The sequence below is a fragment of the Polaromonas sp. genome, assembly GCF_012927415.1.
In the GTDB taxonomy this organism is placed as follows: domain Bacteria; phylum Pseudomonadota; class Gammaproteobacteria; order Burkholderiales; family Burkholderiaceae_C; genus Polaromonas.
In genome coordinates this window covers 1-24,296 of sequence record NZ_JABBPF010000077.1, presented here as the reverse complement: position 1 = coordinate 24,296, position 24,296 = coordinate 1, and the positions used below count along the sequence as shown (strand labels likewise).

General features: G+C 63.5%; 19 protein-coding genes. 9 read left to right on the top strand and 10 right to left on the bottom strand.

Annotated elements, in window-relative coordinates; all coding sequences use genetic code 11:
* Positions 1-266 precede the first annotated feature (266 nt).
* The 6 genes from HHJ19_RS08150 (at position 267) to HHJ19_RS08125 (ending at position 10,910) form a co-directional block, all read left to right on the top strand.
* Positions 267-3,701 (top strand): ATP-binding protein, encoded by a 3,435-nt coding sequence (locus tag HHJ19_RS08150; RefSeq protein WP_296905739.1) that lies wholly within the window; start codon positions 267-269, stop codon positions 3,699-3,701.
* Entirely contained in the window at positions 3,685-4,587 is a 903-nt protein-coding gene (locus HHJ19_RS08145) for a response regulator (RefSeq protein WP_296905737.1), read from the top strand. The genes HHJ19_RS08150 and HHJ19_RS08145 overlap by 17 nt, the downstream gene beginning before the upstream one ends.
* 411 nt (positions 4,588-4,998) lie before the next feature.
* Positions 4,999-5,556 carry a DUF2760 domain-containing protein gene (locus tag HHJ19_RS08140; RefSeq protein WP_296905735.1) on the top strand — a complete coding sequence of 186 codons (558 nt, stop codon included), beginning with the start codon at positions 4,999-5,001 and terminating at the stop codon, positions 5,554-5,556.
* On the top strand, positions 5,553-7,439 hold the full coding sequence (locus HHJ19_RS08135) for an Hsp70 family protein (RefSeq protein WP_296905733.1): 1,887 nt from the start codon (positions 5,553-5,555) through the stop codon (positions 7,437-7,439). Before HHJ19_RS08140 ends, HHJ19_RS08135 begins: the two co-directional genes overlap by 4 nt.
* A 153-nt stretch (positions 7,440-7,592) precedes the next feature.
* The gene (locus tag HHJ19_RS08130; RefSeq protein ID WP_296905731.1) at positions 7,593-10,421 is read left to right on the top strand and encodes an Hsp70 family protein; all 2,829 of its coding nucleotides are present in this window, start codon (positions 7,593-7,595) and stop codon (positions 10,419-10,421) included.
* A gap of 150 nt (positions 10,422-10,571) precedes the next feature.
* Positions 10,572-10,910: a hypothetical protein gene (locus HHJ19_RS08125; RefSeq protein ID WP_296905729.1), complete on the top strand. Its 339-nt coding sequence runs from the start codon at positions 10,572-10,574 to the stop codon at positions 10,908-10,910.
* 186 nt (positions 10,911-11,096) lie between these two features.
* On the opposite strand, the gene HHJ19_RS08120 is transcribed toward HHJ19_RS08125, so the two are convergent.
* Entirely contained in the window at positions 11,097-11,960 is an 864-nt protein-coding gene (locus HHJ19_RS08120; RefSeq protein WP_296905727.1) for a class I SAM-dependent methyltransferase, read from the bottom strand.
* A 172-nt stretch (positions 11,961-12,132) separates the two neighbouring features.
* Positions 12,133-12,621, bottom strand: coding sequence for a hypothetical protein (locus HHJ19_RS08115; protein WP_296905725.1), 489 nt, complete (start codon positions 12,619-12,621; stop codon positions 12,133-12,135).
* Between the two features lie 381 nt (positions 12,622-13,002).
* Here HHJ19_RS08115 and HHJ19_RS08110 point away from each other — a divergent pair, with 381 nt between their 5' ends.
* Positions 13,003-15,567 carry a DUF1631 family protein gene (locus HHJ19_RS08110; RefSeq protein ID WP_296905723.1) on the top strand — a complete coding sequence of 855 codons (2,565 nt, stop codon included), beginning with the start codon at positions 13,003-13,005 and terminating at the stop codon, positions 15,565-15,567.
* A 244-nt stretch (positions 15,568-15,811) separates the two neighbouring features.
* On the opposite strand, the gene HHJ19_RS08105 is transcribed toward HHJ19_RS08110, so the two are convergent.
* Positions 15,812-16,420: a hypothetical protein gene (locus HHJ19_RS08105; RefSeq protein WP_296905721.1), complete on the bottom strand. Its 609-nt coding sequence runs from the start codon at positions 16,418-16,420 to the stop codon at positions 15,812-15,814.
* A 602-nt stretch (positions 16,421-17,022) separates the two neighbouring features.
* Positions 17,023-18,699, bottom strand: coding sequence for an FMN-binding glutamate synthase family protein (locus tag HHJ19_RS08100; protein WP_296905719.1), 1,677 nt, complete (start codon positions 18,697-18,699; stop codon positions 17,023-17,025).
* A gap of 148 nt (positions 18,700-18,847) precedes the next feature.
* Here HHJ19_RS08100 and HHJ19_RS08095 point away from each other — a divergent pair, with 148 nt between their 5' ends.
* Positions 18,848-19,636 (top strand): UPF0149 family protein, encoded by a 789-nt coding sequence (locus HHJ19_RS08095; RefSeq protein ID WP_296905743.1) that lies wholly within the window; start codon positions 18,848-18,850, stop codon positions 19,634-19,636.
* 176 nt (positions 19,637-19,812) lie between these two features.
* Here HHJ19_RS08095 and HHJ19_RS18020 read toward each other — a convergent pair whose 3' ends face one another.
* From HHJ19_RS18020 to HHJ19_RS08085, 3 genes are all read right to left on the bottom strand, one after another.
* Complete coding sequence (locus HHJ19_RS18020; protein WP_366929390.1) at positions 19,813-20,268, bottom strand: DUF2971 domain-containing protein; 456 nt, start codon at positions 20,266-20,268, stop codon at positions 19,813-19,815.
* A 264-nt stretch (positions 20,269-20,532) separates the two neighbouring features.
* Positions 20,533-21,030: an OsmC family protein gene (locus HHJ19_RS08090; RefSeq protein WP_296905717.1), complete on the bottom strand. Its 498-nt coding sequence runs from the start codon at positions 21,028-21,030 to the stop codon at positions 20,533-20,535.
* A gap of 15 nt (positions 21,031-21,045) precedes the next feature.
* Complete coding sequence (locus HHJ19_RS08085; protein ID WP_296905716.1) at positions 21,046-21,978, bottom strand: alpha/beta hydrolase; 933 nt, start codon at positions 21,976-21,978, stop codon at positions 21,046-21,048.
* Between the two features lie 357 nt (positions 21,979-22,335).
* Between HHJ19_RS08085 and HHJ19_RS08080 the strand changes: the two genes are divergently transcribed.
* A complete protein-coding gene (locus tag HHJ19_RS08080; protein ID WP_296905714.1) occupies positions 22,336-22,506 on the top strand; it encodes a hypothetical protein in 171 nt (56 codons plus the stop codon).
* Here the strand turns inward: HHJ19_RS08080 and HHJ19_RS08075 are convergent.
* The 3 genes from HHJ19_RS08075 to HHJ19_RS08065 form a co-directional block, all read right to left on the bottom strand.
* The gene (locus tag HHJ19_RS08075; RefSeq protein ID WP_296905741.1) at positions 22,499-22,990 is read right to left on the bottom strand and encodes a CinA family protein; all 492 of its coding nucleotides are present in this window, start codon (positions 22,988-22,990) and stop codon (positions 22,499-22,501) included. The two genes, HHJ19_RS08080 and HHJ19_RS08075, sit on opposite strands and share 8 nt — an antisense overlap.
* Before the next feature lie 29 nt (positions 22,991-23,019).
* Positions 23,020-23,580 (bottom strand): phosphatidylglycerophosphatase A, encoded by a 561-nt coding sequence (locus tag HHJ19_RS08070; protein WP_296905712.1) that lies wholly within the window; start codon positions 23,578-23,580, stop codon positions 23,020-23,022.
* Between the two features lie 13 nt (positions 23,581-23,593).
* Positions 23,594-24,296, bottom strand: a 703-nt coding sequence (locus HHJ19_RS08065) for an AIR synthase-related protein (protein WP_296905710.1), incomplete at its 5' end; no start/stop codon positions are given.

Here is a 24,296-nt window from a genome sequence, read left to right as displayed (position 1 = left end):
AAGCCAGCCATCGATGCGGCACCGAGCGCCTGCAGCATGCGGCGCCGGCCGGCGTCGGCGGTTGAGGGGGTGAGGACATTGTCATCGGATGGGTGCTTCATGAAGTCGCTCCTTGCAGCATGCGGGTTTAAAAAGTACGGCGAAGATTGCCGCGCTGGAGCCAAGATTAGGGTCAACCTCAATTCCCACCCATACGTCAATTAACGTATTGGAGCGGTCCGCTGACCGGCGGCTAAAGCGAGAACGATTCTTGCTTGCCTGTTTTCATGCCTTCGTCCACTCCACCCGATCCACCAGTTGCCACCCAGACAATTTTTCGTTTCCGGCGCGATTACAACTCGTGGGTTGCAGACGAGACCATGGAGGACTACGCACTGCGCTACACGCCGAAGAGCTTTCGGCGCTGGAGCGAGTTTCGGGTAGCCAACACGGCATTTGGCTCGCTTTCATTTCTGGCGCTGGAGGCGATCGGCGGTGCCATCGCCCTCAATTACGGCTTTGCCAATGCGATGTGGGCCATCCTCACGGTCGGTCTGGTGATTTTTTTAACCGGACTGCCCATCGCCTACTACGCAGCGCGCTATGGCCTGGACATGGACTTGTTAACGCGCGGCGCGGGGTTTGGCTACCTGGGTTCGACCATCACTTCGTTGATTTATGCTGTCTTCACATTCATCTTTTTTGCGCTTGAGGCCGCCATCATGGCGCTGGCCTTGCAGCTGGCGGTGGACTGGCCGATCGAGTGGTGCTATGTGCTGTCTTCGCTGGTGGTACTGCCGCTGGCCATGCGAGGCATCACGCTGATCTCGCGTCTTCAGGCATGGACGCAACCGGTCTGGCTGTTCCTGCTGTTTCTGCCGTTTGTGTGGATTGCCCTGGAAAAACCCCAGCTCTACCGCGATTTCACCGGCTTGTCCGGCTTCAAAAGCGGCAGCAGCGCTTTCGACCCGTTGATGTTTGGCGCGGCGGCGGCCGTGATCTTCTCGCTGGTCGTGCAGATCGGCGAACAGGTGGACTTTCTCCGGTTTTTGCCCGAGCGCACGCCAGCCAACCGCGTGCGCTGGTGGGGTGCGGTGCTGGTGGCCGGCCCGGGCTGGATTGTCATGGGCATGCTGAAAATGGCCGGCGGCGCGTTTTTAGCGTTTGCCGCCTTGCAGTTCGAGGTGGATGCGCAACGCGCCGCCGAGCCAACGCAGATGTTTCTGACAGGATTCACCCAGGCGGTGGGACACACCGGTCTGGCGCTGGCGATGACCGTCATCTTCGTGGTGGTGTCGCAGATCAAGATCAACATCACCAACGCCTACGCCGGCTCATTGGCCTGGTCGAACTTTTTTGCCCGCGTCACCCGAAGCCACCCGGGACGCGTGGTCTGGCTGGTGTTCAATGTGCTAATCGCCACGTTGCTGATGACGCTGGGGGTCTTTGGCGCACTGGAAAAAGTGCTGGCGGTTTACAGTAATGTGGCCATCGCCTGGGTCGGCGCGCTGGTGGCCGACCTGGTCATCAACAAACCCCTGGGTTTGAGCCCGCCCGGCATTGAATTCCGGCGCGCGCACCTGTACGACTTTAACCCGGTGGGCCTGGGTGCCATGCTGCTGGCAGCCACCGTGGCGTGTGGCGCCTATGCGGGTTTGCTGGGCCAGGCGGCCGCCGCGTTTTCGCCCTTTATCGCGCTGGCGCTGTCGATGGTCCTGTCGCCTTTGCTGGCATGGGCCACCGGCGGGCGCTATTATTTGGCACGCAAGCCAGACACTGGCTGGCAGCCCGGCGAGTGCGTGCGCTGCATCGTGTGCGAGAACCAGTTCGAATCGGAAGACATGGCGCGCTGCCCAGCCTATGGGGCAGCCATCTGCTCACTATGCTGCTCGCTGGAATCACGCTGTTATGACCGCTGCAAGACCGGCTCGCGCGCCTCCGAACAGCTACGTGCCGTGGCCGCCCTGTTGCTGCCACGGTCATGGGCATCGAAGGTCAATTTCCGCTTCGGACAGTACCTTTTGGTCATGCTCTCGCTGTGCGCTGCGATGGCGTTTCTGGTGGGGATGGTTTATGTCCAGGAAAGCCTGAGCACGCCGGCCCAGTTTTTGCGCATGCCGTTTTTCAAGGTGTTCTCCCTGCTGGCCCTGCTGGCTGCGGTGTGCGCCTGGTGGGTCGTGCTCAGCACCGACAGCCGGCGCATGGCGCAGGACGAGTCGGAACAGCAAACCCGCCGCCTCCTGGCAGAAATCGATGCCCATCGCCGCACCGACGCCGCGCTGCAAACCGCCAAGGACCATGCCGATTCAGCCAGCCAGGCCAAGACCCGCTACGTGGCCGGCATGACCCACGAGCTGCGCTCACCCCTGAACAGCATCCTGGGCTACACGCAGATTTTGCTGAAAAACCCGCAGCTTGAGGGCTGGATACGCGACACGGTGGCCACCATGCACCACAGTGGGCAACACATGCACGCCTTGATCGATGGTTCTCTGGACCTGGCCCGCATTGAAGCCGGACGGCTGCGGCTGGACCCGGTACCGCTGGCGCTGGCCGAACTGCTGGAGGATGTGCAGGGCATGCTGCGCCCGCAGGCTGAGAGCAAGGGGCTGCGGTTTGCCGTGCAGATCGAAGGCTCGGCGCCCACTTACATTCGCGCGGATGCCAAGCGGCTGCGCCAGATCCTGATCAACCTGCTGACCAACGCCGTCCGGTTCACCGATCGGGGCGAGGTACTGCTGCGGCTCGATTTTCGCCAGCACGTCACCCGAATAGAGGTGACGGACACCGGCATAGGCATCGCCCCCCAGGACCAGGAGCGGATCTTCCTGCCCTTTGAACGGGGCAGCGCGGGACGCCGCGCCAGCGAGACCGGCACCGGCCTGGGGCTCACCATCACCCACCTGCTGACCGAGCTCATGGGGGGGGAACTGACGCTGACCAGCACCCCGGGGCAAGGCAGCACCTTCACCGTGCGCCTTTATTTGCCCGGCATTTCGGTCGACCCGGCGCGGCCACCCGCGCGCGCGCTGGCATTGCGATCGGTGATTGGCTACCTGGCCCCCCGCCGCAACTTGCTGGTGGTCGACGACCAGCCCCTGCAGCGCCAGCTGCTTGCCGGGCTGCTGGTACCCCTGGGCTTCACGCTGCAAGAGGCGGCCAGCGGCCGTGAATGCCTGGAAATTGTGCAGCGCAAGCCGCCCGACCTGGTCTTGCTGGACATCACCATGGACGACCTCGACGGTTGGGAAACAGCCGCCTTGCTGCGCGAACTGCTGCCGGCTTCAAGACTCCCCATCGTGTTCGTCTCGGCCAACCTGTTCGACCATCAACCCGAGCGGCTGGCCGAATTCCAGTGCCAGGGATTTGTCGGCAAACCGGTCATTGAGTCGGAACTGCTGGAGGCACTGGAGCGGGCCCTGCAGCTCGAATGGGTGAGCGACAACACGCCGCTGTCGCTGGCGGGCGCCACGCCAATGCAGGGTGACGCAACCGCCGCCCTGCCCAACCCGGCCAGCCTGCCCGGGGAGCTGCGCGAGGAGCTGGCCGGGCTCGCCCGTCAGGGCCAGGCCAGCGCGTTGCGTGAATGCCTGCGCAAGGCCCTTTCCGGCCAGCCCGAACACACCGTCACGCTTCAATTTCTGCAGATTCTGGCCGAGCGCTTCGATTTCCAGACCCTGGCTAACCATCTACGCGAGCCCGATCATGACCAGTCAAGCTAAAGCCACTTCCCCACGCCACGTCATCCTGGTTGTGGATGACGCCGTTGACACCTTGCGCATGCTGTGCGACGCCCTTACCGCAGAAGGCTATGCGGTGCTGGCGGCGCGTGATGCCGAAGAAGCACTGCAACGCCTGGAAATCGTGATCCCCGACGGCATCCTGCTCGACGCGGTCATGCCGGGAATGGATGGCTTCGCCTTGTGCAGCCAGCTCAAGGCCACGGCGCACTGGTCCCACATACCGGTGGTATTCATGACAGGCCTGTCGGAAACCGAACAGATCCTGCAGGGTTTCTCCTGCGGCGGTGTCGATTACGTCGTCAAACCGCTGCGTATTCCGGAGGTTCTGGTGCGCCTGGCCACCCATGTACGCAATGCCCGGGCAAGCCGACTCGCGCGCGATGCGGTCGATGTCGCCGGCCTGGGCGCTGTGCTGCTTGACAGCCAGGGACGGGTGGCTTGGCGTTCTCCGCAGGCGACCCGCTGGCTCGACAGCGCCTTCGGTCACGGCGCCGACCAGCAGAGCGCGGCCTGGCTGCTATCGGCCACCGCAGGTGGCGAAATCAATGTCGCTATGCCGGAAAATTGCAGATTGGTGGCGCGCCACATGGGCCAGAGCGGCATTTCCGAATCCATGCTCCTGCTACAGGCCACACCCGCCGACTCATTGACCGCCATGCGTCCGCCGGACGTGCCGCTGACGCCGAGGGAAACGGAAGTGCTTTCCTGGCTTGCCAAGGGAAAGACCAACCGGGATATCGCCGACATACTGGGAATGAGCCACCGCACGGTCAACAAACATCTGGAGCACATCTTTGAAAAACTCGGTGTGGAAACCCGCTCAGCGGCAACCGCCGTCGCCGGCCGGCTGCTACCCGCGCCCTAGGGCCCGGAACGCAGCCCTGTCGGCCTGGCCGCGCCTGACTGGCTTCGCCGAGCGCTTGACGCGCACCCCTTCGTGCCCGCTGGCGTGACAGAGTGAAGGGCGGCAACACTGCCAAGGCCGGCAGCAAATTGCTATAAATTACATAGCATTACATACTGGTAAATATTGGACATGACGGCTTTTTGGCGCTCAAACCGCCAAAACAGAAGGCGTCGGCCGCTTTTTTATGCTGGACAATAGGCGCCTGCAGCCAAAGTTCAAAAAGCGGGAAACACTCCAGGCTTGTTTTTGAAAATTCTCCCCGCCGGAGTGTCCACGGACGTGCAGCCGGCGGGACAGGCCAAACCCCCTTTCTGAAGCAGCTCAACCACCTCATTTCCGGCCGCCGGCCGGCGCAATCAGGAGACCCCCATGACCACGCCAGACTCAAACCCCTCTTTTTTCAAACGCATACCCATCGCTTTCGGCGCCTTCTTCAGCAGCCTGTCGGATTCCCGCTACGCCGCCCGTATTCTGGGCTTGCGCCAGGGTGACGAGCCGGCAACGGCCCCAGTCTCCGCGCCGATTGCGCCGGCCCCATTGAGGCAAGCCACGCCGGACGCCGCGCTGCAGCTGCTGGCCCTGCTGCAGCGTGAGGCGCGCCTGATCGACTTCACCCAGGAAAACCTCGGCGCTTATTCAGACGCCGACATCGGCGGCGCGTCCCGGCTGGTGCATGAAGGCTGCGCCAAGGTGCTGCGCGAGTATTTCACCCTCGCGCCGGTGCGCCCGGAAGCTGAGGGCAGCCGCGTCACTCTGGAAGCCGGCTTCGATGCCAGCGCCGTCCGCCTGACCGGCAACGTGGTCGGCCAGGCGCCGTTTCAGGGCAGCCTGAGTCATCGCGGCTGGCGCGCCACCGAGGTCAGGTTGCCAAAACTGGCCGACAGCCATGACGCCACCGTGCTGGCCCAGGCGGAGGTGGAACTGTGAGCGCCGGGCCGGCTGCCGACGCCGCAAACCAGGCCAGCACGCCGCGGTTCTGCATTGGCATCGATCTGGGCACCACTCACTGCGCGCTGGCATACGTGGACATCGCCGCCAGCGACGGCGAGGCAACCAGTTACGGCGTGCTCGATATCCCGCAGCTGACAGCGCCGGGCAGCGTCGGGAGCCTGCCCTTGCTGCCGTCCTTTCTGTACCTGCCGCATGCCGAGGAACTGGCCGCTGGCGACCTGACGCTGCCGTGGTCGCCAAGCCAGGATTTCGCCGTTGGCGAGCTGGCGCGTACGCGTGGCGCGCAGACGCCGATGCGTCTGGTATCGAGCGCCAAAAGCTGGCTCTGCCACCCGGGCGTGGACCGGCGCGCGGCCATTCTGCCCAACGAGGCGCCGCCCGAAGTGGCGCGCGTTTCGCCGCTGCAAGCCTCGACCCGCTACCTGGCGCACCTGCGCCAGGCCTGGGACACGGCTCACCCGGAGGCGCCGTTTGACCAGCAGGATGTGACCGTCACGATTCCGGCCTCGTTCGACCCGGCGGCGCGTGAGCTGACCGCCGAAGCCGCCCGCGCTGCCGGCTACACCTCGCTCACCTTGCTCGAAGAGCCGCAGGCTGCTTTGTACAACTGGATTCAGGCCAGCGCCGGCGGCTGGCGCAAGGAGGTCAGGACGGGCGACGTCATCCTGGTGATCGACGTGGGCGGCGGCACCAGCGACTTTTCGCTGATTGCCGTGCTGGAGCGTGGCGGCCAGCTGGAACTGCACCGGGTGGCCGTCGGCGACCATATTTTGCTCGGCGGCGACAACATGGACCTGACGCTGGCGCATGTCGTGGCGCGCAAGCTGGCCAGCGAAGGCAAGCAGCTCGACCCCTGGCAGATGCGCGCGCTGACCCATGCCTGCCGCAGCGCCAAGGAAGCCCTGCTGGGTGATTCGACGCTTGATGCGCAAGCCATCGTGGTGCCGAGCCGTGGCGCCAAACTGATCGGTGGCTCGGTCCGTACCGCGCTGACACAGGCCGAGGTGCGCGCGACGCTGCTGGACGGCTTCTTTCCCGAGGTGAGCGCCTCGGCCCGGCCCGCCAGCCGCGCCCGGAGTGGCTTGATGCAGCTGGGCCTGCCCTATGCGCAGGATGCCGGCGTGACGCGCCACCTGGCAGCGCTGCTAGGGCGGCAGGCCGGCGCCACGGATGAACTTGACGGTTTTGCCGGCACCACGGGTGCGGACGCGAGCTTTCTGCACCCGACCGCCGTGCTGTTCAACGGCGGCGTCTTCAAGTCCGGCCTGCTGACGGAGCGCACGCTGGCGACGCTGAACGGCTGGCTCGGCGCTGAACACGCCGCGCCGGCCCGCATGTTGACAGGCGCCGACATGGACCTGGCGGTGGCGCATGGTGCGGCTTACTACGGCTATGTGCGGCGCGGTCAGGGCGTGCGAATCCGCGGCGGCACAGCGCGCGCCTATTACGTCGCTGTGGAGTCGTCCATGCCGGCCATTCCCGGTGTTGAGCCGCCGATCCAGGCCTTGTGCATTGCGCCGTTTGGCATGGAAGAAGGGGTCGAGGCCGAGCTGCAAACGCAGGAATTCGGCCTGGTGGTGGGAGAAGCCATGCACCTGCGCTTTTTTGGCTCGTCGGTGCGGCGCCAGGACCCGCTCGGCATTCTGCTCGACTTCTGGCAGCCCGGCGAGTTGCAGGAGCTGGGTGAAATTCAGGCCACGCTTCCCGCCGAAGGCCGGCAGGCCGGGGAAATCGTGCAGGTCAAACTGCGCGCCGTCGCGACCAGCAGCGGCACGCTGGAGCTGACTGCCGTGGCGAGCCAGGGCGACGAACGCTGGAAGGTCGAGTTTGACGTGCGAGCAGTTCAAGCCGATCGCTGAAAAACCTGGAAACTTCAAACCTTCCAGCGCTCTTCATGGCAAGGCAAACGCAGCAATGCACTGCATCGACGCGCCATCGGCCGCGGCTTTGCGGCGGGGCGATGACGGGTTGAGCGCATTTCTGTCATCGTTACATCCCTGAAGGCGGAATCAATGAGCCAGTACATTGTCGGCATTGACCTCGGCACCACTCATACAGTGGTCGCCTACGCCCTGCTGACATCGCCAGTGCAGGCCGGGATCAAGCTGTTCGAGATTGGACAATTGGTCGCGCCGGGTGAAGTTGCTGCCCTCGCGTTGTTGCCTTCCAGCCGCTACCACGCGGCCGAGGGCGAACTGGCCGCCACGGCGCTGCAATTGCCCTGGCCTGGCGAAGCTAGCGCCTGCGCCACGCCGGTCGTGATCGGGCAGTGGGCGCGCAAGCTCGGCGCGCAGGTGCCGGGCCGGCTGGTAGCCAGCGCCAAAAGCTGGCTGTCCCACGCGGCAGTCGACCGGCTGGCGCCCATCCTGCCCTGGGGCGCGCCTGCCGAGGTGCCCAAGGTCTCGCCGGTCGAGGCCAGCGCCAGCTACCTGCGTTATGTGCGAAGCGCCTGGCACGGGCGCTTTCCGGGCAACCCGCTGGAGCAGCAGGAGCTGGTGCTGACGGTGCCCGCGTCGTTTGACGAGGGCGCCCGCGCCCTCACTCTGAGCGCCGCGCGCCAGGCCGGGCTGCCCCGGCTGCGGCTGCTGGAAGAACCGCAGGCGGTGTTCTACGACTGGCTGCTGCGCCACCGCAGCAGCCTTGATGCAGAACTGGCGCAGACCCGGCTGGTGCTGGTCTGCGATGTCGGCGGCGGCACCACCGACCTCAGCCTGTTCCAGGTCGAGCCTGGCACTGGCCAGCCCCGGTTGACGCGCATCGGCGTGGGCAACCATCTGATGCTGGGCGGCGACAACATGGATCTGGCGTTGGCGCACGCGGTCGAGGCGCGCATGGCCGGCACCGCCGACGGGCTGCCGGTACGCCAGCTGTCGGCCAGCCGGCTGGCCCAGCTGATGGAGCGCTGCCGCGCCGCCAAGGAGCAGTTGCTGGCTGTTGATGCACCCGAACAGCTGCCAGTAACGCTGCTGGGTGACGGCGCCCGCCTGGTGGGAGGCAGCCGCACGGTGATGCTCGCACGCACAGAAGCCGAACACCTGATCGTCGACGGTTTCTTTCCGCGGGTCGGGCCTGATGCGCGGGCCACGCAGGTGCGCGGCGGCATCGTGGCCTTTGGCCTGCCCTATGCCAGAGACCCGGCCATCACCCGCCACATTGCCGATTTTCTCAGGCAGCATGGAGAAGCCATGCCCGATACCCTGCTGCTCAACGGTGGGGTGTTTCGCTCTGAAGCCCTTGCGCGGCGGCTGCAGCAAACGCTGGGCGACTGGCGCGGCGCGCCGCTGCGCCTGCTGCACAACGACAACCCTGATGTGGCGGTGGCGCGCGGCGCGGTGGCTTTTGCGCTGGCGCAGCGGGGGCAGTCGCCCCGCATTGGCGGCGGCTCGGCGCGCAGCTATGTTCTGCGCCTTGATGATGCCAAAGACGCGACCAAAGCGCGCGGCATTTGCCTCCTGCCGCGCGGCAGCGAAACCGGCCAGGAAATCCTGCTGACCGGCCGAAGCTTTGCCCTGCGCGTCGGCCAGCCGGTGCGCTTTCATTTGTTGACCTCGGTAGCCGATGCGGCCGACCAGCCCCAGGCCGGCGAACTGGTGCATCTGGACGACGATAATTTTGTCCGCCTGCCGCCCATCGTGATGGTGTTGCAGGGGACGGCAGACAAGTCATCCGCCGGCCAGACCACCAGCCGCCAGCACATCGCGGTGCAACTGGCGACCTGTCTGACCGAGGTCGGCACACTGGAGATGCATTGCGTCAGCCTGGCCGACCCAGGCCGGCGCTGGCTGCTGGAGTTTGACCTGCGGCACGCCGACAAGCTTGCAGCAGCCGAAAGCAGCGCTGGCGAAGGCGGCATGGCAGCGGCCCGGCTGCGTGAAGCGGTGCAGAAAATCGATCGCATTTTCGGCAGTAATGCCCAGCGCGTGCCAGGCAAGCAAGTCAGGCAGCTGCGCACGCAGCTGGAGCAGATCCTGGGCGAGCGAGAGCGCTGGCCGACATCCGCGTTGCGCCAGCTCTTTGACGCCTTGTGGCAACGCGAGCGCGGCCGGCGCCGCTCTGCCGAGCATGAGCGGGTCTGGCTGAACCTGGCGGGGTATTGCCTGCGGCCGGGTTTTGGCGACGCGCTGGACGCTTGGCGAGTGCAGCAGCTCTGGCCGTTATTTCAGCCTGGCGTGCAGCATGGCAATGACAAGCAGGTCTGCGCCGAATGGTGGACCCTGTGGCGGCGTGTCGCAGGTGGCCTGGACGCCAGCGGGCAGCTGCGGCTGCTCGATGACTTTGCCTTCAACCTGCAAGGTGACAGGGAGGGCCTGCAGGCTGCTGACACCCGGCCCGTCATGGGTAGCGAGCAGGACATGCTGCGGCTGGGCGCTTCGCTGGAGCGTATCCCGGCGGAATACAAGAGCGAGATTGGCGACTGGCTGCTCGACCGCCTGCAGTCAGCCGGGACCGCGCCCGGACCGCGCGCCGACCCGGACAGTCCCGACGACAGCCTGACGCTGTGGGCACTGGGCCGCATCGGCGCACGCCAGCCCTTCTACGGCAGCCCGCACGATGTGGTGCCGGCGGGGACGGCTGCAGGCTGGCTGGCAAGCCTGTTGGCGCTCGACTGGAAACGAAGCGAGGCCGCCGCTTTTGCGGCCGTCAATCTGGCCCGCATGACCGACGACCGGGCGCGTGACCTGCCGCTGGCGCTGCGGGAGCAGATCATGGCGCGGCTGCGGGCCGTCAATGCACCGCTTGGCTGGCTTGACATGGTGCGCCAGCGGGTCGAACTGGACGCCGCCACAGAGCGCCGCGTGCTGGGCGAATCACTGCCGCCCGGCTTGCAGTTGATGCCCTGAATTTTCGTTCATTGAGTTTTGCTGAAGAGCGCCAACGATCCGGCAACTCATGGTTTTACGGGCTGTGCGGGCCGCTGCTGCGCCAATCATCCGCGACAAGGTGATATCAATTAAATAGCAAGCAGGTTCCGAAATATAAGGACCTGAGCCATGTTTCGCCTAAAAATACAAAAGAACGGCAAACCGAACTGCCGTCTTTTCAGCCGCCCGGTGCGCTTTCCAGTTGCGCCGCCAGCCGCTGTAGTCGCCATCAGTCATCAAGGTCCACAGCGCAAGCGCCACGACGGCCAGGTCGGCGACACCGTCATCAGCGTGGCTTGGTCTTCCGTCATGAAGCCGAGGGCCCAAGGCGGCATGATCAGCCACCGTCCGGGCGCACCTGCGGTCTTTTCTTTCCGGGCACGCGGAACGAAAATCGCCCTTCGAGCCACGACGATCATCGCCGGTTCCGCGGCGAACGCGTTTGACCGCGCCCTGGTTTTGCCCTGAAGGCCGGGTGCCCGCGGCGGCAGAATGACCCGGGTACCCCATAGGGCGTTCACCGGTATCTCGCCAATGTTTCATTCGTTCCCTGTGGTCCGCTTCCGTCAGCCGGCAAGAAAGCCGGCCAATACGGCTTAAAACCGGCGCGCACGGCTTCGTTCCCGTCGGACTAGAGCGGCAAGACCTGTGAATTCAGTCGGCCGGCTTGCTACCGCCTGCCAGCAGCAACTCATTTGGCCCTTCCCAGCCCTCCGGCGTCTGAAAGACGTCAAGACGCTCCTGCTTGGCGGCCCCGGCGGCCTCCTGGGCCGCAGGATCCAGATGGCCCAGAATCTGCATGATCGGTGAGGCCGAGGTGCGGACAAAGTCCAGGTAAGCGCGGGCCGATGCAAGCTGAAACGGCGCGGGGATCCGGCTGGTTGTTACAGCGGTAAAGCCGGCCTGCCTGAAGTGGGCCTCCAGCAAGCCCGGCTTGCCCAGGCTCAGCAGGCTGCCGGGTTGAAATGGATCGCGCGGCCCCAAGCCCGCGTGCGTGAGCACCGTTGCCATCAGGATGGTGATCAACGGATTGTGTTGCGGCTCGGAAAATACCAGCACGGCGGCATGCCCGCCTGGCTTGAGCGCGCGGTGCATCTGGCGCAGCGCCTGCACCGGGTCCGGGCAGAACATCAGGCCGAGCCGGCACACGGCGGCGTCGAAACCCGCCGGCTGCACCTTCAGGTCTTCGGCATCGGACACCCGGGTTTCGACCTGGAGCAAGCCGGCGCGCTGTGCGTTGTCTTTGGAAAACTGCAATATGGTTTCGGAAATGTCGGTGGCCAGCACATGGCCGTCGGCGCCGACCCGCCGGGCAATGTCCAGTGTCTGGTCACCCGCGCCGGCTGCGATGTCGATCACCTGCATGCCTTCGGTGATGCGCGCCACATCCATCATGGCCGCGGTTGCCGCCGCAAGCCAGCGGTGAATCGCCGGCGTATGGCTGTTCCAGCCGCTGGCTGACCGGTCCCACGCCAGCCGGATGGCGTCCTTGAACTCTTCAGTGCTAACAGGTGTCATGGCAAGCTCCGCTGCGTCAATTCAGGAACTGCCAGTTTGCTGCCAGACAGCAGCCAATGCAAGCACCGGCCATCCCTCGGTTATCAGTTATCCGCTATGGGCATCGGCTGTCGGCTGTCGGTTTTATGCCTGTCTGAATAAAGAAATATCGGAAAGCAGGCATTCCGGCGGCTCACAGTTCGTTCGCATTCACAAGTAGCCGACGCCTGATTACCATCCGCAGCGCCGGATGGTCCGGCCGCCCCGAGCGAAACAGCATGACGTCGGCCCCGGCGCTGACCCACGAGGCGGTTTGCGCCACCCCGTCCGGCGCAGCGCCGAAGGCAGCGAGTTCAGGGCCCAGCCGCGCCCGCAAGGACTGCACCAGGAAAGCCTGGGTCTTCGTCACAGCCGCTTCCGCCCCCGGACCGCTTGCCGGATCGAGCAGCACCAGGTCCATTTGCTGCAGTGCCTGGTGTAAAAAAAACAGGGTCTGCACAAAGTGCGAGCCTTCGCAGACCGCATCGGCCACACGCAACAAGCCCGAAGCGCCTGATGAAAGCCGCCGGGGCGAACTGACCGGCCGGGCATCGGGCAGCACGGGTGCCAGCTGCTGCCGGCTCATGCCCAGCAGGGCCGCGTTTTCCAGCACGGTCCGCGCCCGGGCAGGCGAAGCTGCCACCAGCGCAAGGCCTAGCAGCAAAGGCAGCCCGAGTCTGGTTGGAAGGGATCTGACAGAAAGGAGATGCGACGGGAAGAACTTCAATTCAAACTCATGTCAGGCCGCGTTTGTCCGGTTGTGAGGAAGTTGGCAAACATGGATCTTATAAAAATACCGCTTTGCCCGTGCAGTGCTTGCTGTGCCTGCGAGGGCCAAAGAGAACCAGCCAACGCAAATACGGGTGTCGGCAGCTGTATTAAATTGCAATAAACTGAAACAATTTGCAAGCATTTCGTTTCAACCCTCGTTGCCCCCTTACCCTAGGATCAGTCTTGATCAGGCGGCGTTGGTATTTTGCCTGTTGAGCGTATTAATCAAACGTTTCCGGGAATCCCGCTCCAGATGGCTTCGCAACCAGACCTTCTTCAAGCTTGCCGTCAGGAAGCAGCCAAAGCGGCCAGGCCCGCGCTGGAACGCTGCATGGAAGACGCCGTGGCGGCCCTGCAGATGGCTGAAACGCAGAGCATGAAAGTGACCGAGCGCAATGAGCTGTCCACCGCCTGGCTGGAATTGCTGAAAAACAAGGCGTCCTGGAGCACTCGATACCCCGCTGACCTGCTGCTTAAATTCAAGGCCAATGTGGCTGCGGCCGAGCAGTCCGGCCGCGCGCCTGCCGCACCTGCCAAGGCTGCCAGCCGGGTAACGCCCCCGGACAGCGCTTTTACCACCCTTTCTCCGGGCATTTTTTCGCTGGTCAATGACACCGATGTGTCGCAGGCGATCGAGGCCGCGCGCTTGCTGCAACAGGTATTGCCAGCGGTGGAGCAGGTGCTGGCCGAACTCAACAGCCTGATCAGCGCGGTGCAAGGCCTGGCCAATGTCAGGCCCGAGCTTAATCCGCTGCGCCCGGAGGTGTTCGCACAAGCGCTTCGCGAGATGGTTTCTGCCGCCCCGGTCGCGCCTGCAATCGCCTCGCTGTGGAACAAATACCTGGCGCCACCCCTGGGGCGCGAGCTCGGGCACATTTACCAACAACTGGTGCATCAGCTCGAGAGGGCCAACGTGCAGCGCGCCAGCTACCGGGTGCTGCAAACACCGGCTGGTGCCGTCTCGGCGCGAAGCGGCAGCTCGGGGGGAGAAGGGCAAAGGTCAGGTTTACAGGAGAGCCCCGGCGGCGGGAATAGGGAAAATCGCGGACCCGGCGTTGCCCCGTCCGGGAGGCAGCCGGCCGACCAGCCCTTTCAGTATGCCGACCCGACCGGCGACGAAATCAGGGACGGGCTGTTGCAGGACTTTTTGTTCCATGGCGGCGGCCATGCTGACATCGGGTTGGCCCCTGCCTATTACGAAACGGTCGACGAGGAGCTGGCCGCGCTGCTGGCAACCGGGGAAGATTCGGTCCTGCCCTCACTATCCGGATGGTCGGGCGCGCCACCGTCCGGCTACGGGGATCTGCCGGCCGTCGATCGTCCGCCGCGCGCCGTCGACGAGGGCAGCGAGCTTGACCCGCAGCGGTGGGGCGCTTTTGGCCGTCCGCGCGAGCGTGCACTGGTCCGCGCCCGGCTGAAAAAAGAGGCTACGCGGGTCGGGCAGGTGCTCGGGCTGGAGGTGGTGCGCAAGCTGGTGAACCAGGTGGCGCAGGACCCGCGCCTGTTGGCACCGGTGCGCCAGGCCATCGTCGCGCTGGAGCCGTCGCTGCTGCGCCTGGCCATGGTCGACCCGCGCTTTTTCAGCGATGAGGGCCATGCAGGGCGGCGCGTCATGGAACGCGTAGCGCAGCGCAGTTTCAAATACAACGACGAATTTAGCGCCGAGTTCCTGGATTTTTTTGAACCGGTCAGCACGGCCTTCAATGACCTCAATGCGCTGGCCATTGATGATGCGCAGCCCTTCGGCATGGCGCTGGCCACGCTTGAAGACGCCTGGGACGGACAAGACCAGCTGGAGTTGGCAAACCGCAACAAGGTGCTGCGCGCCCTGCGCTTTGCGGAGGACAGACAAACACAGGCCGACCAGATCGCCTTTGATCTGAGCGCCCGCTCAGACCTTGAAAAGGTGCCCGGCATCGTGCTGGATTTCCTGTTTGGTCCGTGGGCACTGGCGATGGCGCAAGCCCGGCTTGCCGATACCCGCAACCAGGTTGACCCGCAGGGCTTTGGATCGGCGGTGCCTGACCTGCTGTGGAGCGTCAAGCGGGACGTGACCCTGAAGCAGCCCGCGAAACTGATCGAGATGATCCCCAGCCTGCTCGGCAAGCTGCATGCCGGGCTGGAACTGCTGGGCCAGGACCCGCGCGAGAACGAATTGTTTTTTGAAGGACTGATGAATCTGCACCGGCCGGTGCTCAAGCTGCGCCGCCTCAAGAGCCAGCAGGATGCGCTGGAGTCCGGCACGATGCCGCTGGAGCCCGAAGAAGCTGCGACAGCGCCCGCCCAACGGCTGGCCAGGGCGGCCGCGCCACCGTGGCTGGCGCGCAATGAACTGGACGCGGCCGGTTTTGAAGACACGCTGCCCAGCCTGCAGGCCGGACTCATGCCGCTGCAGGGCGAGGAAGAAGTCATTGACACCATCCTGCCAAGTGCGGTGATTGCAGCGCCCGGGGCCGGCGACAGCCCCGCGCAGCCCGCCCCGGCGGATGCGGACCAGCCCGTTGCCAGTACGGCCATGGCCAGCACCGAAGCCACGCAGATCCTGCTCGGCCTGCGGACCGGCGGCTGGGTCGACCTGTATTCACGGCGCCGCTGGTTGCGCGCCCAGCTGATCTGGGCCAGCAGCAAGGGCACGCTGTTCATGTTTGTCAGCCATGGCGGCCAGCCGCATTCGATGACGCAACGCAGCTGCGAGCGCCTGATCCGGGAGCGCCTGCTGCGCCCGGTTGAGACGCATGGCGTGGTGGCCCAGGCGCTGAACCAGCTGGTCAGGGAAACCGGAGCAGCCGAAGCGGCGGCGGTGCACGACAACCTGTAATTCGCTGCCGCAGCGTTGTTACTATTATTTTTATAGCTAACAACAACGTAAAGCATTGGACCTGATGCCGATTGGAGTGATTTTTTGAGAAACTCGCAGTCGCTTGGCGAACCGACCAAATACCGGCTCCCCGTGCGTTTACCGCTTCACCATCAAAAGTTTCAGCGTACGCAGCATGGCTGCGGCCCCGGTCTTCCCACTCTGCCCCGCCCAAGGCAACCCGCGCCACGACTCGCGCCGGATTTCAGGCCTTGCACCTGAACGAACAGGCCGCTTCAGACTTCGCTGAGACCCGCCAGCACGCTCTTGATGCGTTGGTAAAAGCCGAGCTCGTTGATGGTGATAAGGGGACGTGCTCCCACCAAGCCCAGTTCTGGCTGGCCCGCAGGTAGCGAACCGCCAGCGTCAGCAAGGTTGCGGCATACGAATCATCCGAGTCGGCCATCGCCAGCGTGAAACTGCTGGTGTTGGCGCGGCCAAATGGGAAATGCACGTCCTTGATCGTCATATCGGCCTCAAGCTTGCTGAGGTACAGGTCCAGATAGACACGGATGTACGTGTCCAGGCTGGGCGCATCGAGGTATTGCACAACGGAAATCAGTCCGATGTTGGCGAAATACCAGTTCATCAGTCCGTTGGGCGCGATCTCGTAAGCCCCGGTGTAGGGACCGGTAGGTATGCGCAGGGCCTGCATTTCCCGCAGCACATTGATGGGGCCGCCTGTAAAGACGGCAGGCGTTGCTGGATAACGGAGAGACGGAGCGGTTTGGGACTGGGCATTGCCTACGACTCCCAGCATGGTGGCGGCCAATGCGGCGGCCGATGATTTCACAAAAAAATGGCGACGATGCATGAAGCGTTCCGATTGAAGAGATGAACAAAGAAGCAAGCGCGCGCAAAAATTGCTAATTTGTATGCGGGCCGGTGCGGTCGCATGACAAAACTGCGGTTGTTCTGGAAAAGTGATGCCGATCATGGAAATCCACGGTGGCAACTTTTTGTAATATGAAGCACCTGATCCGTTGTTCGGCTGTGTGTGCGCTGGCACACATAACTTGTAAGAATTCGCCTACATGGGGTAGGACTTCTCCGCCGGCTTTTTATGGCCCGCTGAAAGCGCTTCCTCTCTCAGAAATCGTGATGTCCCGACCTCCGCCAAACCGATACGTCAGTTCCGATTAAAGGTAACGGGTCACGGATACGGGGGTTTTTATTAAATCAACCGCATGCAGCTCGCTGGTTCAGGGTTCAACGGCATTATTGTGAAACATGATGTGTGATAAAAAACACACCATGTTTCCATGGTCAGGGGTTTGAGATTGATTTAATCGTCAAACGGTTGTGTCGAAGACCGGGTAACGAATTTTTCATCGCGGATTGCGGTGGATGCTTGTGGGAAAAGTTCCGACAGATGTGCAGCCTCATGGCTGATTTACCCTGTGTGCGCAGCCCGTTTCAAGCCGTCTTGACTTCCCCCGCTCCAATCTGAAAACTGTGCGCGCTGGCCAGCGGCCAGTAGCTGCGAAACACCTTGTGCTGCGAAGACAGCGACCCGAGCAGCGCGCCGGGCGCCACCTGCAGGACCAGGTTGCTGAGCAGCCGCACGTCGGTATCGGTGAGTCGCCGCACGATGTGGTGCGCGTTGAGCTCGCCCGGGTGATGCAATCCCGCGGCCTGCACCAGCTCCTTCAGCGCGTGCAGCGTGCTGCGGTGAAAGTTGCGCACCCGCTCGGCCTTGTCAGGCACCACGAGCCCCCGCTGGCGCATCGGGTCCTGCGTCGTGACGCCGGTCGGGCAGCGTCCGGTGTGGCAGGTCTGCGACTGGATGCAGCCCAGCGCCATCATGAAACCGCGTCCGGCGTTGCACCAGTCCGCGCCCAAGGCCAGCAGGCGCACGATGTCAAAGGCGCTGACGACCTTGCCGGCCGCGCCGATCGAAATGCGGCTGCGCAGGTTCACGCCGATCAAGGTGTTGTGCACCAGCAGCAAACCTTCCTGCAGCGGCGCGCCGACGTGGTCGCTGAACTCCAGCGGCGCCGCACCGGTGCCACCTTCGGCGCCATCCACCACGATGAAATCGGGCGTGATGCCGGTTTCCAGCATCGCCTTGACGAGGGCAAACCATTCCCACGGATGACCGATACAAAGCTTGAAACCGGTGGGTTTGCCGCCGGACAACCGGCGCAGCCGCGCGACAAACTGCATCAATTCAAGCGGTGTCGAAAACGCGCTGTGGCTGGATGGCGAGATGCAGTCCTGGCCGAGGGGTACGCCGCGCGCCGCTGCAATTTCGGCAGTCACTTTGGGCGCGGGCAGCACGCCTCCGTGGCCAGGCCCCGCACCCTGGCTGAGTTTGATTTCAATCATCTTGACCTGCGGGTCGCAGGCATTGGCCACGAATCGCCGCTCGCTGAAAGTGCCGTCGTCGTGGCGACAGCCAAAGTAGCCCGAACCGATTTCCCAGATCAGGTCGCCGCCATGCAGCCGGTGGTGTTCCGAGATCGAGCCTTCCCCGGTGTCATGCGCGAAGCCGCCCAGCCGCGCGCCCTTGTTCAGTGCCATGATGGCATTGGCCGAGAGTGCGCCAAAGCTCAGCGCCGAAATATTGAAGACGCTGGCATGGTAGGGGCGGCTGCAGGGTTGCACAGAGGCAGACGGCTGGCCGGGCGTGCCGCCAATCCAGAGGCGAAAGTCGTGGGTGGGCAACCGGGTGGGCGCCATCGAATGGTTGACCCATTCATGGCCCTGCCTGCCCACATCGAGTTGTGTGCCAAATGGCCGGTTACTAGCCTCGCCTTCGGCGCGCTGGTAAACCAGCAAACGCTGTGCGCGTGAAAACGGCGTCGCCTCACTGTCGCTTTCGATGAAGTACTGACGCAGCTCGGGGCGGATGAATTCGAGCAGAAAACGCAGATGACCGATCACCGGATAATTGCGCAGTACGGCATGGCGGGTTTGCCGCAGGTCATGCACGCCCACCGCCAGCAGCGCGGCACACACCAGCAGGGCCAGCCAGCCGACGCGAAAAGCGACCAGGCTGAAAAGCGCCAGCAACACGCCGAACCCGCACAACACCATGACGGAGTAGCGTAGCGGGAACATGGCCTCAAGGCGCTGCAGCAGGGCGTTCATTTTCTTTCCGAGCGACTTTCGGTTGGACCGCAAGCCAGAAATTGCCGCGTCGCGGCAGATACACTTGTCCATCATAAGAGCCTTGTCTGAGGCTCAGGATTGCACCTTCATGACGACCTCAAACCCCGGCCCAGGCCCAGTGACACCGATGGATACCCCGTGGATGGAAGTCGAAGCCTTTGATGAGCTCGACGCCATTCTCGACGACTTGCGCGGCCGTTACGAGGAAACGCCGCAATGGGAATTTTGCGAGGGCTTCATGGCGGCGGTGATCTGCTCGCGCCGGCCGATCGCCCAGGACGAATACCTGTCCGTGCTGCTGGGCACGGCTACCGAGGGCGAGGTTGCCGATGATGAAAGCGGCTCGTTTGCCAGCGACGCGCAACAGGGGCGCTTCCTCACGCTTTGGAACCAGCGCTGGAGCGAGGTCGAAACCGCGCTCGGCGCGGAAGTGGACTCGCTGGAAGACGACGCCTGCTACCACCCCGAGGTGATGGATATTCGCGGGGTCGTGGCTGACATGCCGCCAGAAGAGCAGGCCGCCTTCAAGGGCGAAGACCTGCCCGCCTTTGCGCAGGTGTGGGCCCTTGGATTCATGTTTGCCGTGGAAAGCTGGCCCGACGAATGGATGGCGCCGCGCGACAAGGACGCCGCCAAATGGCTGGACGGCGCGTTGCAGGCCGTGGTCGCCATGACCGAAGACGACAGCGCCGCACCCGAAATATCACCTCTGAGCGAAGAAGGCACGCCCAGCACCAGCATTGCCCGGCTCAACGCCTTCGGCGAAGCGATCTGGGCGGTTTACGACTTGCGCGAGTTGTGGAAGACGATGGGACCGAAGGTGGAAACCATCCGCAAGGAAGCCGCGCCGGGGCGCAATGATCCTTGCTCTTGCGGCAGCGGAAAGAAATACAAGAAGTGTTGCGGGGCAGAGTGAAGCGGCGGCCGAAATCAGGCTTGAGTGATTCTGATTCGGTGGCGGATGGAACCCACTTTTTAATGGCCGGAGACTGACTTTAAGGTCAGGAAAAATTTCTGATTGTGACGGCAGGGTAGCGCCGCTCAGCTTCAACGGTAGTCGTCGGCTTGATGCCGGGTTTATGTCCGTCATATTCATAAAAGTCCTCGGCGCTTTGCTTCAATAGTTGGCGTGTACACAAAGTGCGCGAACACCACTTTGAACTCGGTGGTGCTGCGCCGGCCACGCCAAAATTTGACGCTCTCATTTCGCCCGCCCAAAATGAGGCAAATTATCTTTAGCGAATCCTGGCTAATGTCTGGACCAAAGAAAATGCCAGTCAGGCACTCAGAGTCGTAAACGAATTTGGTCCCTGTTTGTGCATGAATGGCACGCCACTCTGCTTCATATTTCCATGAATCTGACTTCGTGCAGAAGAGTTGGGACACCAAGCAGTCTGGGTCATCACCTTCAGGCTGCAAAATTGGAACAAGGTTTATGGACGGAAAGTCATTGCGATACCTGACCTGCATGACCTTTTCGAATGCGGCTGAAGCGGTAGCGAACTCGAGGCAAAAGCCTGTGTAGCGTCCACCGTAATGAGACCCCATCAATAGCTCGTCGTTTCGCTCCGAGAAGCAAGTAACACCTCTGTTTTTAAGAAAGTTGGCAATCGTGTCGCTAAGCACGGACCGCCCATTTTTCAAAAAGATATGCCTAAGCGTCGGTCATACTGAAGTCTCAGATTCCAGCCAAGTAATGCTATTTGGCACTAATTAAGCCTATGGCGGAATAAGAACGGCCCCAAGTCGCTATTTAGTTGATAGCAACCTGCTTGCAGGCCCAGGCCGGTCAGCAGGCGGGCGCGCGACGTTTCAGACACCGGACCGGAGCGCGCCGTAGACCGGCTCGCAGCGCACCTCGGATTTGACCGAACTGGCGATGAAGCAGGCCTCGTGCGCCGCGTGGTGCAACTGGTCGAGTTCGTCGCGCATGGGCTGGCGGTCGCCGGAAAACGTCACGTCGGGGTGGAGCGTGACGACGGTCATGGCCAGTTTTCCATCGGCGTTCCTGGCCATAACGCCGCTTGCCGTATCAAGATAACGGTCCACGCAAAATTTGCGCCTGGCTGCGATCGACAGAAACCAAAGCATGTGGCAGCTGGACAGCGAGGCGACAAACGCCTCTTCCGGGTCCAGCGCCGAGGTATCCGACCAGGGCAGCGGCACCACATGGGGTGACGAAGAACCCGTCACTTCCAGGCCGCCGTCAAAACGCAGCAGATGGCGGCGGCTGTAGCGGTTGTCCAGGAAGTCGCTGTCAGACTCTCCCACTGTGCGATGCCATAAAACTTCTGCGCGGTAAGTCGACATGATGAGCTCGCCGTGTCAGTTGAAAAAATGCCGCAGCGCCCTGGCGCTCGCCTTCGGCTGCTCTTCGGGGATGAAGTGGCCTGCCGCCAGACCGTGGCCGGACACCTCGCCGCTGCATTGCGCCTCCCAGAGCGCCAGCGGATCGAAGAGGCGGCGGACCACACCGCGCTCGCCCCACAGCACCAGCATGTCGCAGGCCACCTTGAGGCCATGCCGGCGGCTTTCGCGGTCGTGCTCCAGGTCGATGCCGGCGCTGGCGCGGTAGTCTTCGCAAGCCGAGTGAAGCGCCTCGGCATTGCAAAAGCAGCGCTCGTATTCGGCCAGCGCCTCGGGCTCGATGTAACTCAACCCGGCGCTGCCCCAGCCGCCCAGCTTGGCGTGCAGGTAGGCTCTTGCCGTCTCAGGGTGATTGGCGCCCATCATGATTTCCGGCAGCGGCGCGGGCTGCAGCATGTGGAACCAGTGGTAGTAGGCGCGCGCAAATTCCATGTAGGGCTGGGTCATGCTGCGGCCCTCGTACATGTCCAGCGTGGGGGCGATGTCGATGACGCAAAGCCTTTTTACGCGGGCGGTGTGGTCCAGCGCCAGCCGATGCGCCACGCGAGCGCCGCGATCGTGGCCGCAGAGGTCGAACCGGTCTATGCCCAGCGCGTCCATCGCCGCCACCATGTCGTGGGCCATGTTGCGCTTGCTGTAATTGCTGTGATCCGGCAGGCCCGCGGTTTTGGAGGAGTCACCGTAGCCGCGCAGGTCAGGCATGACCAGAAAATAGTGCTGGCTCAAGTGCTGCGCCACCCGGTGCCACATCACATGCGATTGCGGAAAGCCATGCAGCAGCAGCAGGGCAGGGCGCTGCGCTTCACCGGGCGCGATTTTTGAAAACCGGATGTGGATGGACGCGCCGTTCACCTCAAAGCTGCGCGATTCAAAGCCGTCAAACCAGCTCATTGTTCAACTCCTGCGTTACGGCATTACTTCGTTACTGCGTTACCGCGTTACTGCGTGGACGGAAAGATGCTTCTCGCCTGCGCACTTTATACCTTGTCGGGCTTGTTGCTGCGCCGCCGACGTGCCTGCTTGGCAACTGGATCAGTGCGGTAGGCATGCCCGTGCCGTGTTCTGCGTCGTCGGCCGCACAGCAAGAAAAAAACTTCACGATGGTATGAAAAAAATAGCAATATACATTGACAAGCATTGGACGTGGCGTCATTTTCGCCCTCAAAATGCGACTGATCCGTGCTTTCCGCGAAGATAGCCCTTCCGCGCAGGATTTGCGTCCTACTGCCGCTGTCTACTACTGTCGGTATGACAACTCCATTCGCACAGCGTGTGGTGTTTGAGGATGTCGTGATGAAACAGCGCCTTGATGGCGTGCAGGCCGATGTTGAATTTGTGCCGGCGCACAGCAGGCGCGTCGGGGCAGCGGCAGTCACGGCCGGCAGCCGCGCGTGGTCTCACCACCGCAACATTATGTGAAAGACCTGCGCGACAACGCAAGCAGCCGCTGTAGCGCATGCTGCACGGTCGCCTCGCGCACCTCGCGCCGGTCGCCGTCAAAGTGGCGCATCTCGCTCACCACTCCTGCAGGCGTGGCCCAGCCAAACCAGACCGTGCCGACCGGCTTGGCCGCGCTGCCGCCGCCAGGGCCGGCCACGCCGGTCACCGCCACCGCCACCTGAGCGTGCGAATGAGCCAGCGCGCCCTGCACCATCGCACGCGCCAGTGGCTCGCGGCCGGCGCCTTGGCGGGCAATCAGTGCCGCATCGACGCCGAGCAGTTCGGTTTTGGCTTCGTTGGAGTAGCTCACAAAACCGCGTTCAAACCAGTTGCTGGAGCCGGCCAGATCGGTGCAGGCAGCGGCGATCATCCCGCCAGTGCAGCTTTCGGCCGTGGTCATCAGCCAGCCATTTTCCTGCAGGATTTCAGCCAGATCAGTCAATAGTCCGGACAATTCCGGTATTTTCCGCTCTGAAACCGAGAGTAAATTGGTCACCAGAATCTCCACAGCGCAATCACCAGCAGCGTGCAGCCCGCCGCTACCAGGTCGTCGAACATGATGCCAAAGCCGGCCCAGCTCCAGGCGTGGCGATCCGTGGCTGGATTCACGCCGTGCGACAACTGGTCGGCCCAGCCGACCGGGCCGGGCTTGGCGGCGTCAAAGTAGCGAAACAGGGCGAAAGCCACGGCTTGCCCCGTCAGGCCGGTCGGCATGACCAGCCACAGCACCAGCCAGAAGGCGGCGATTTCGTCCCAGACAATGCTGCCGGGATCGAGCACGCGCATATTTCTCGCCGTGACGGTGCAGACCCACCAGCCTACCGGAATGGACGCCGCGATCAGCCAGCCCAGCTGCGCCGCCGACAGCCACTGCTGCAGCACCAGAAACGACAGCCAGCCCCACAGCGTGCCGGCGGTGCCGGGCGCGACCGGGCTGAGGCCCGAACCAAAGCCGAGGGCGATGAAATGCGCGGGATGCGTCAGCATGAATCTGGCGGTGGGCCGCACGGGGGCGAGACTGACGGGCGCTGGTGAAAAGGGAATTTCGGTCATGGTCGAATCATTGTCAGGCGGGGGCGAAATGGTCAAACGAAGAGAACCGGCCGGCCAGGCGCCGGCCAGCCGCGTCCACCAGCCGCAGACCGGGCTCGGGGTCGATGCGGCCGATGCGGGTCACTGGCGTGCCTGACAGACGAGCCGCGTTGTGCACCGCTTCACGAACGGTGACCGGGGCGGTAAAGGCCAGCTCATAGTCGTCGCCTCCCGCCAGCACGCATTCAAGCTGTTTTTCCGGGGAAATAGTGCCTGCAGTCCAGCAGGAATGGTTGTAGACTGCTATTAAATTAATAGCTATCGAAGTGTCCAGCGTGGCTCCGACGCCGGAGGCCTGCAGGATGTGCTGCAGATCACCGACCAATCCGTCGCTGAGGTCCAGCGTGGCTGAGGCCACGCCGCGCAGTGCCTGGCCCAGCGCGACGCGGGGCGTGGGCCGCTCCAGCCGTTGCCGGGCCTGCGCGAGCACTGCGGCCGGCAGGCTCAGCGCGCCGCGCAGGGCCTGCAGCGCCAGCCGGGCATCGCCCAGTGTGCCGCTCACATAAACGTCGTCACCGGCGCGGGCACCAGAGCGCAGCAGCGCCTGGCTTTTGCCGTTGATCACGGGGACTTCGCCAAATACCGTGATGCAGATGTTGAGCGGCCCTTGCGTGGTGTCGCCGCCAACCAGCTCGCAGCCGTGGACGTCGGCCAGCGCGAAAAGCCCGCGCGAAAAA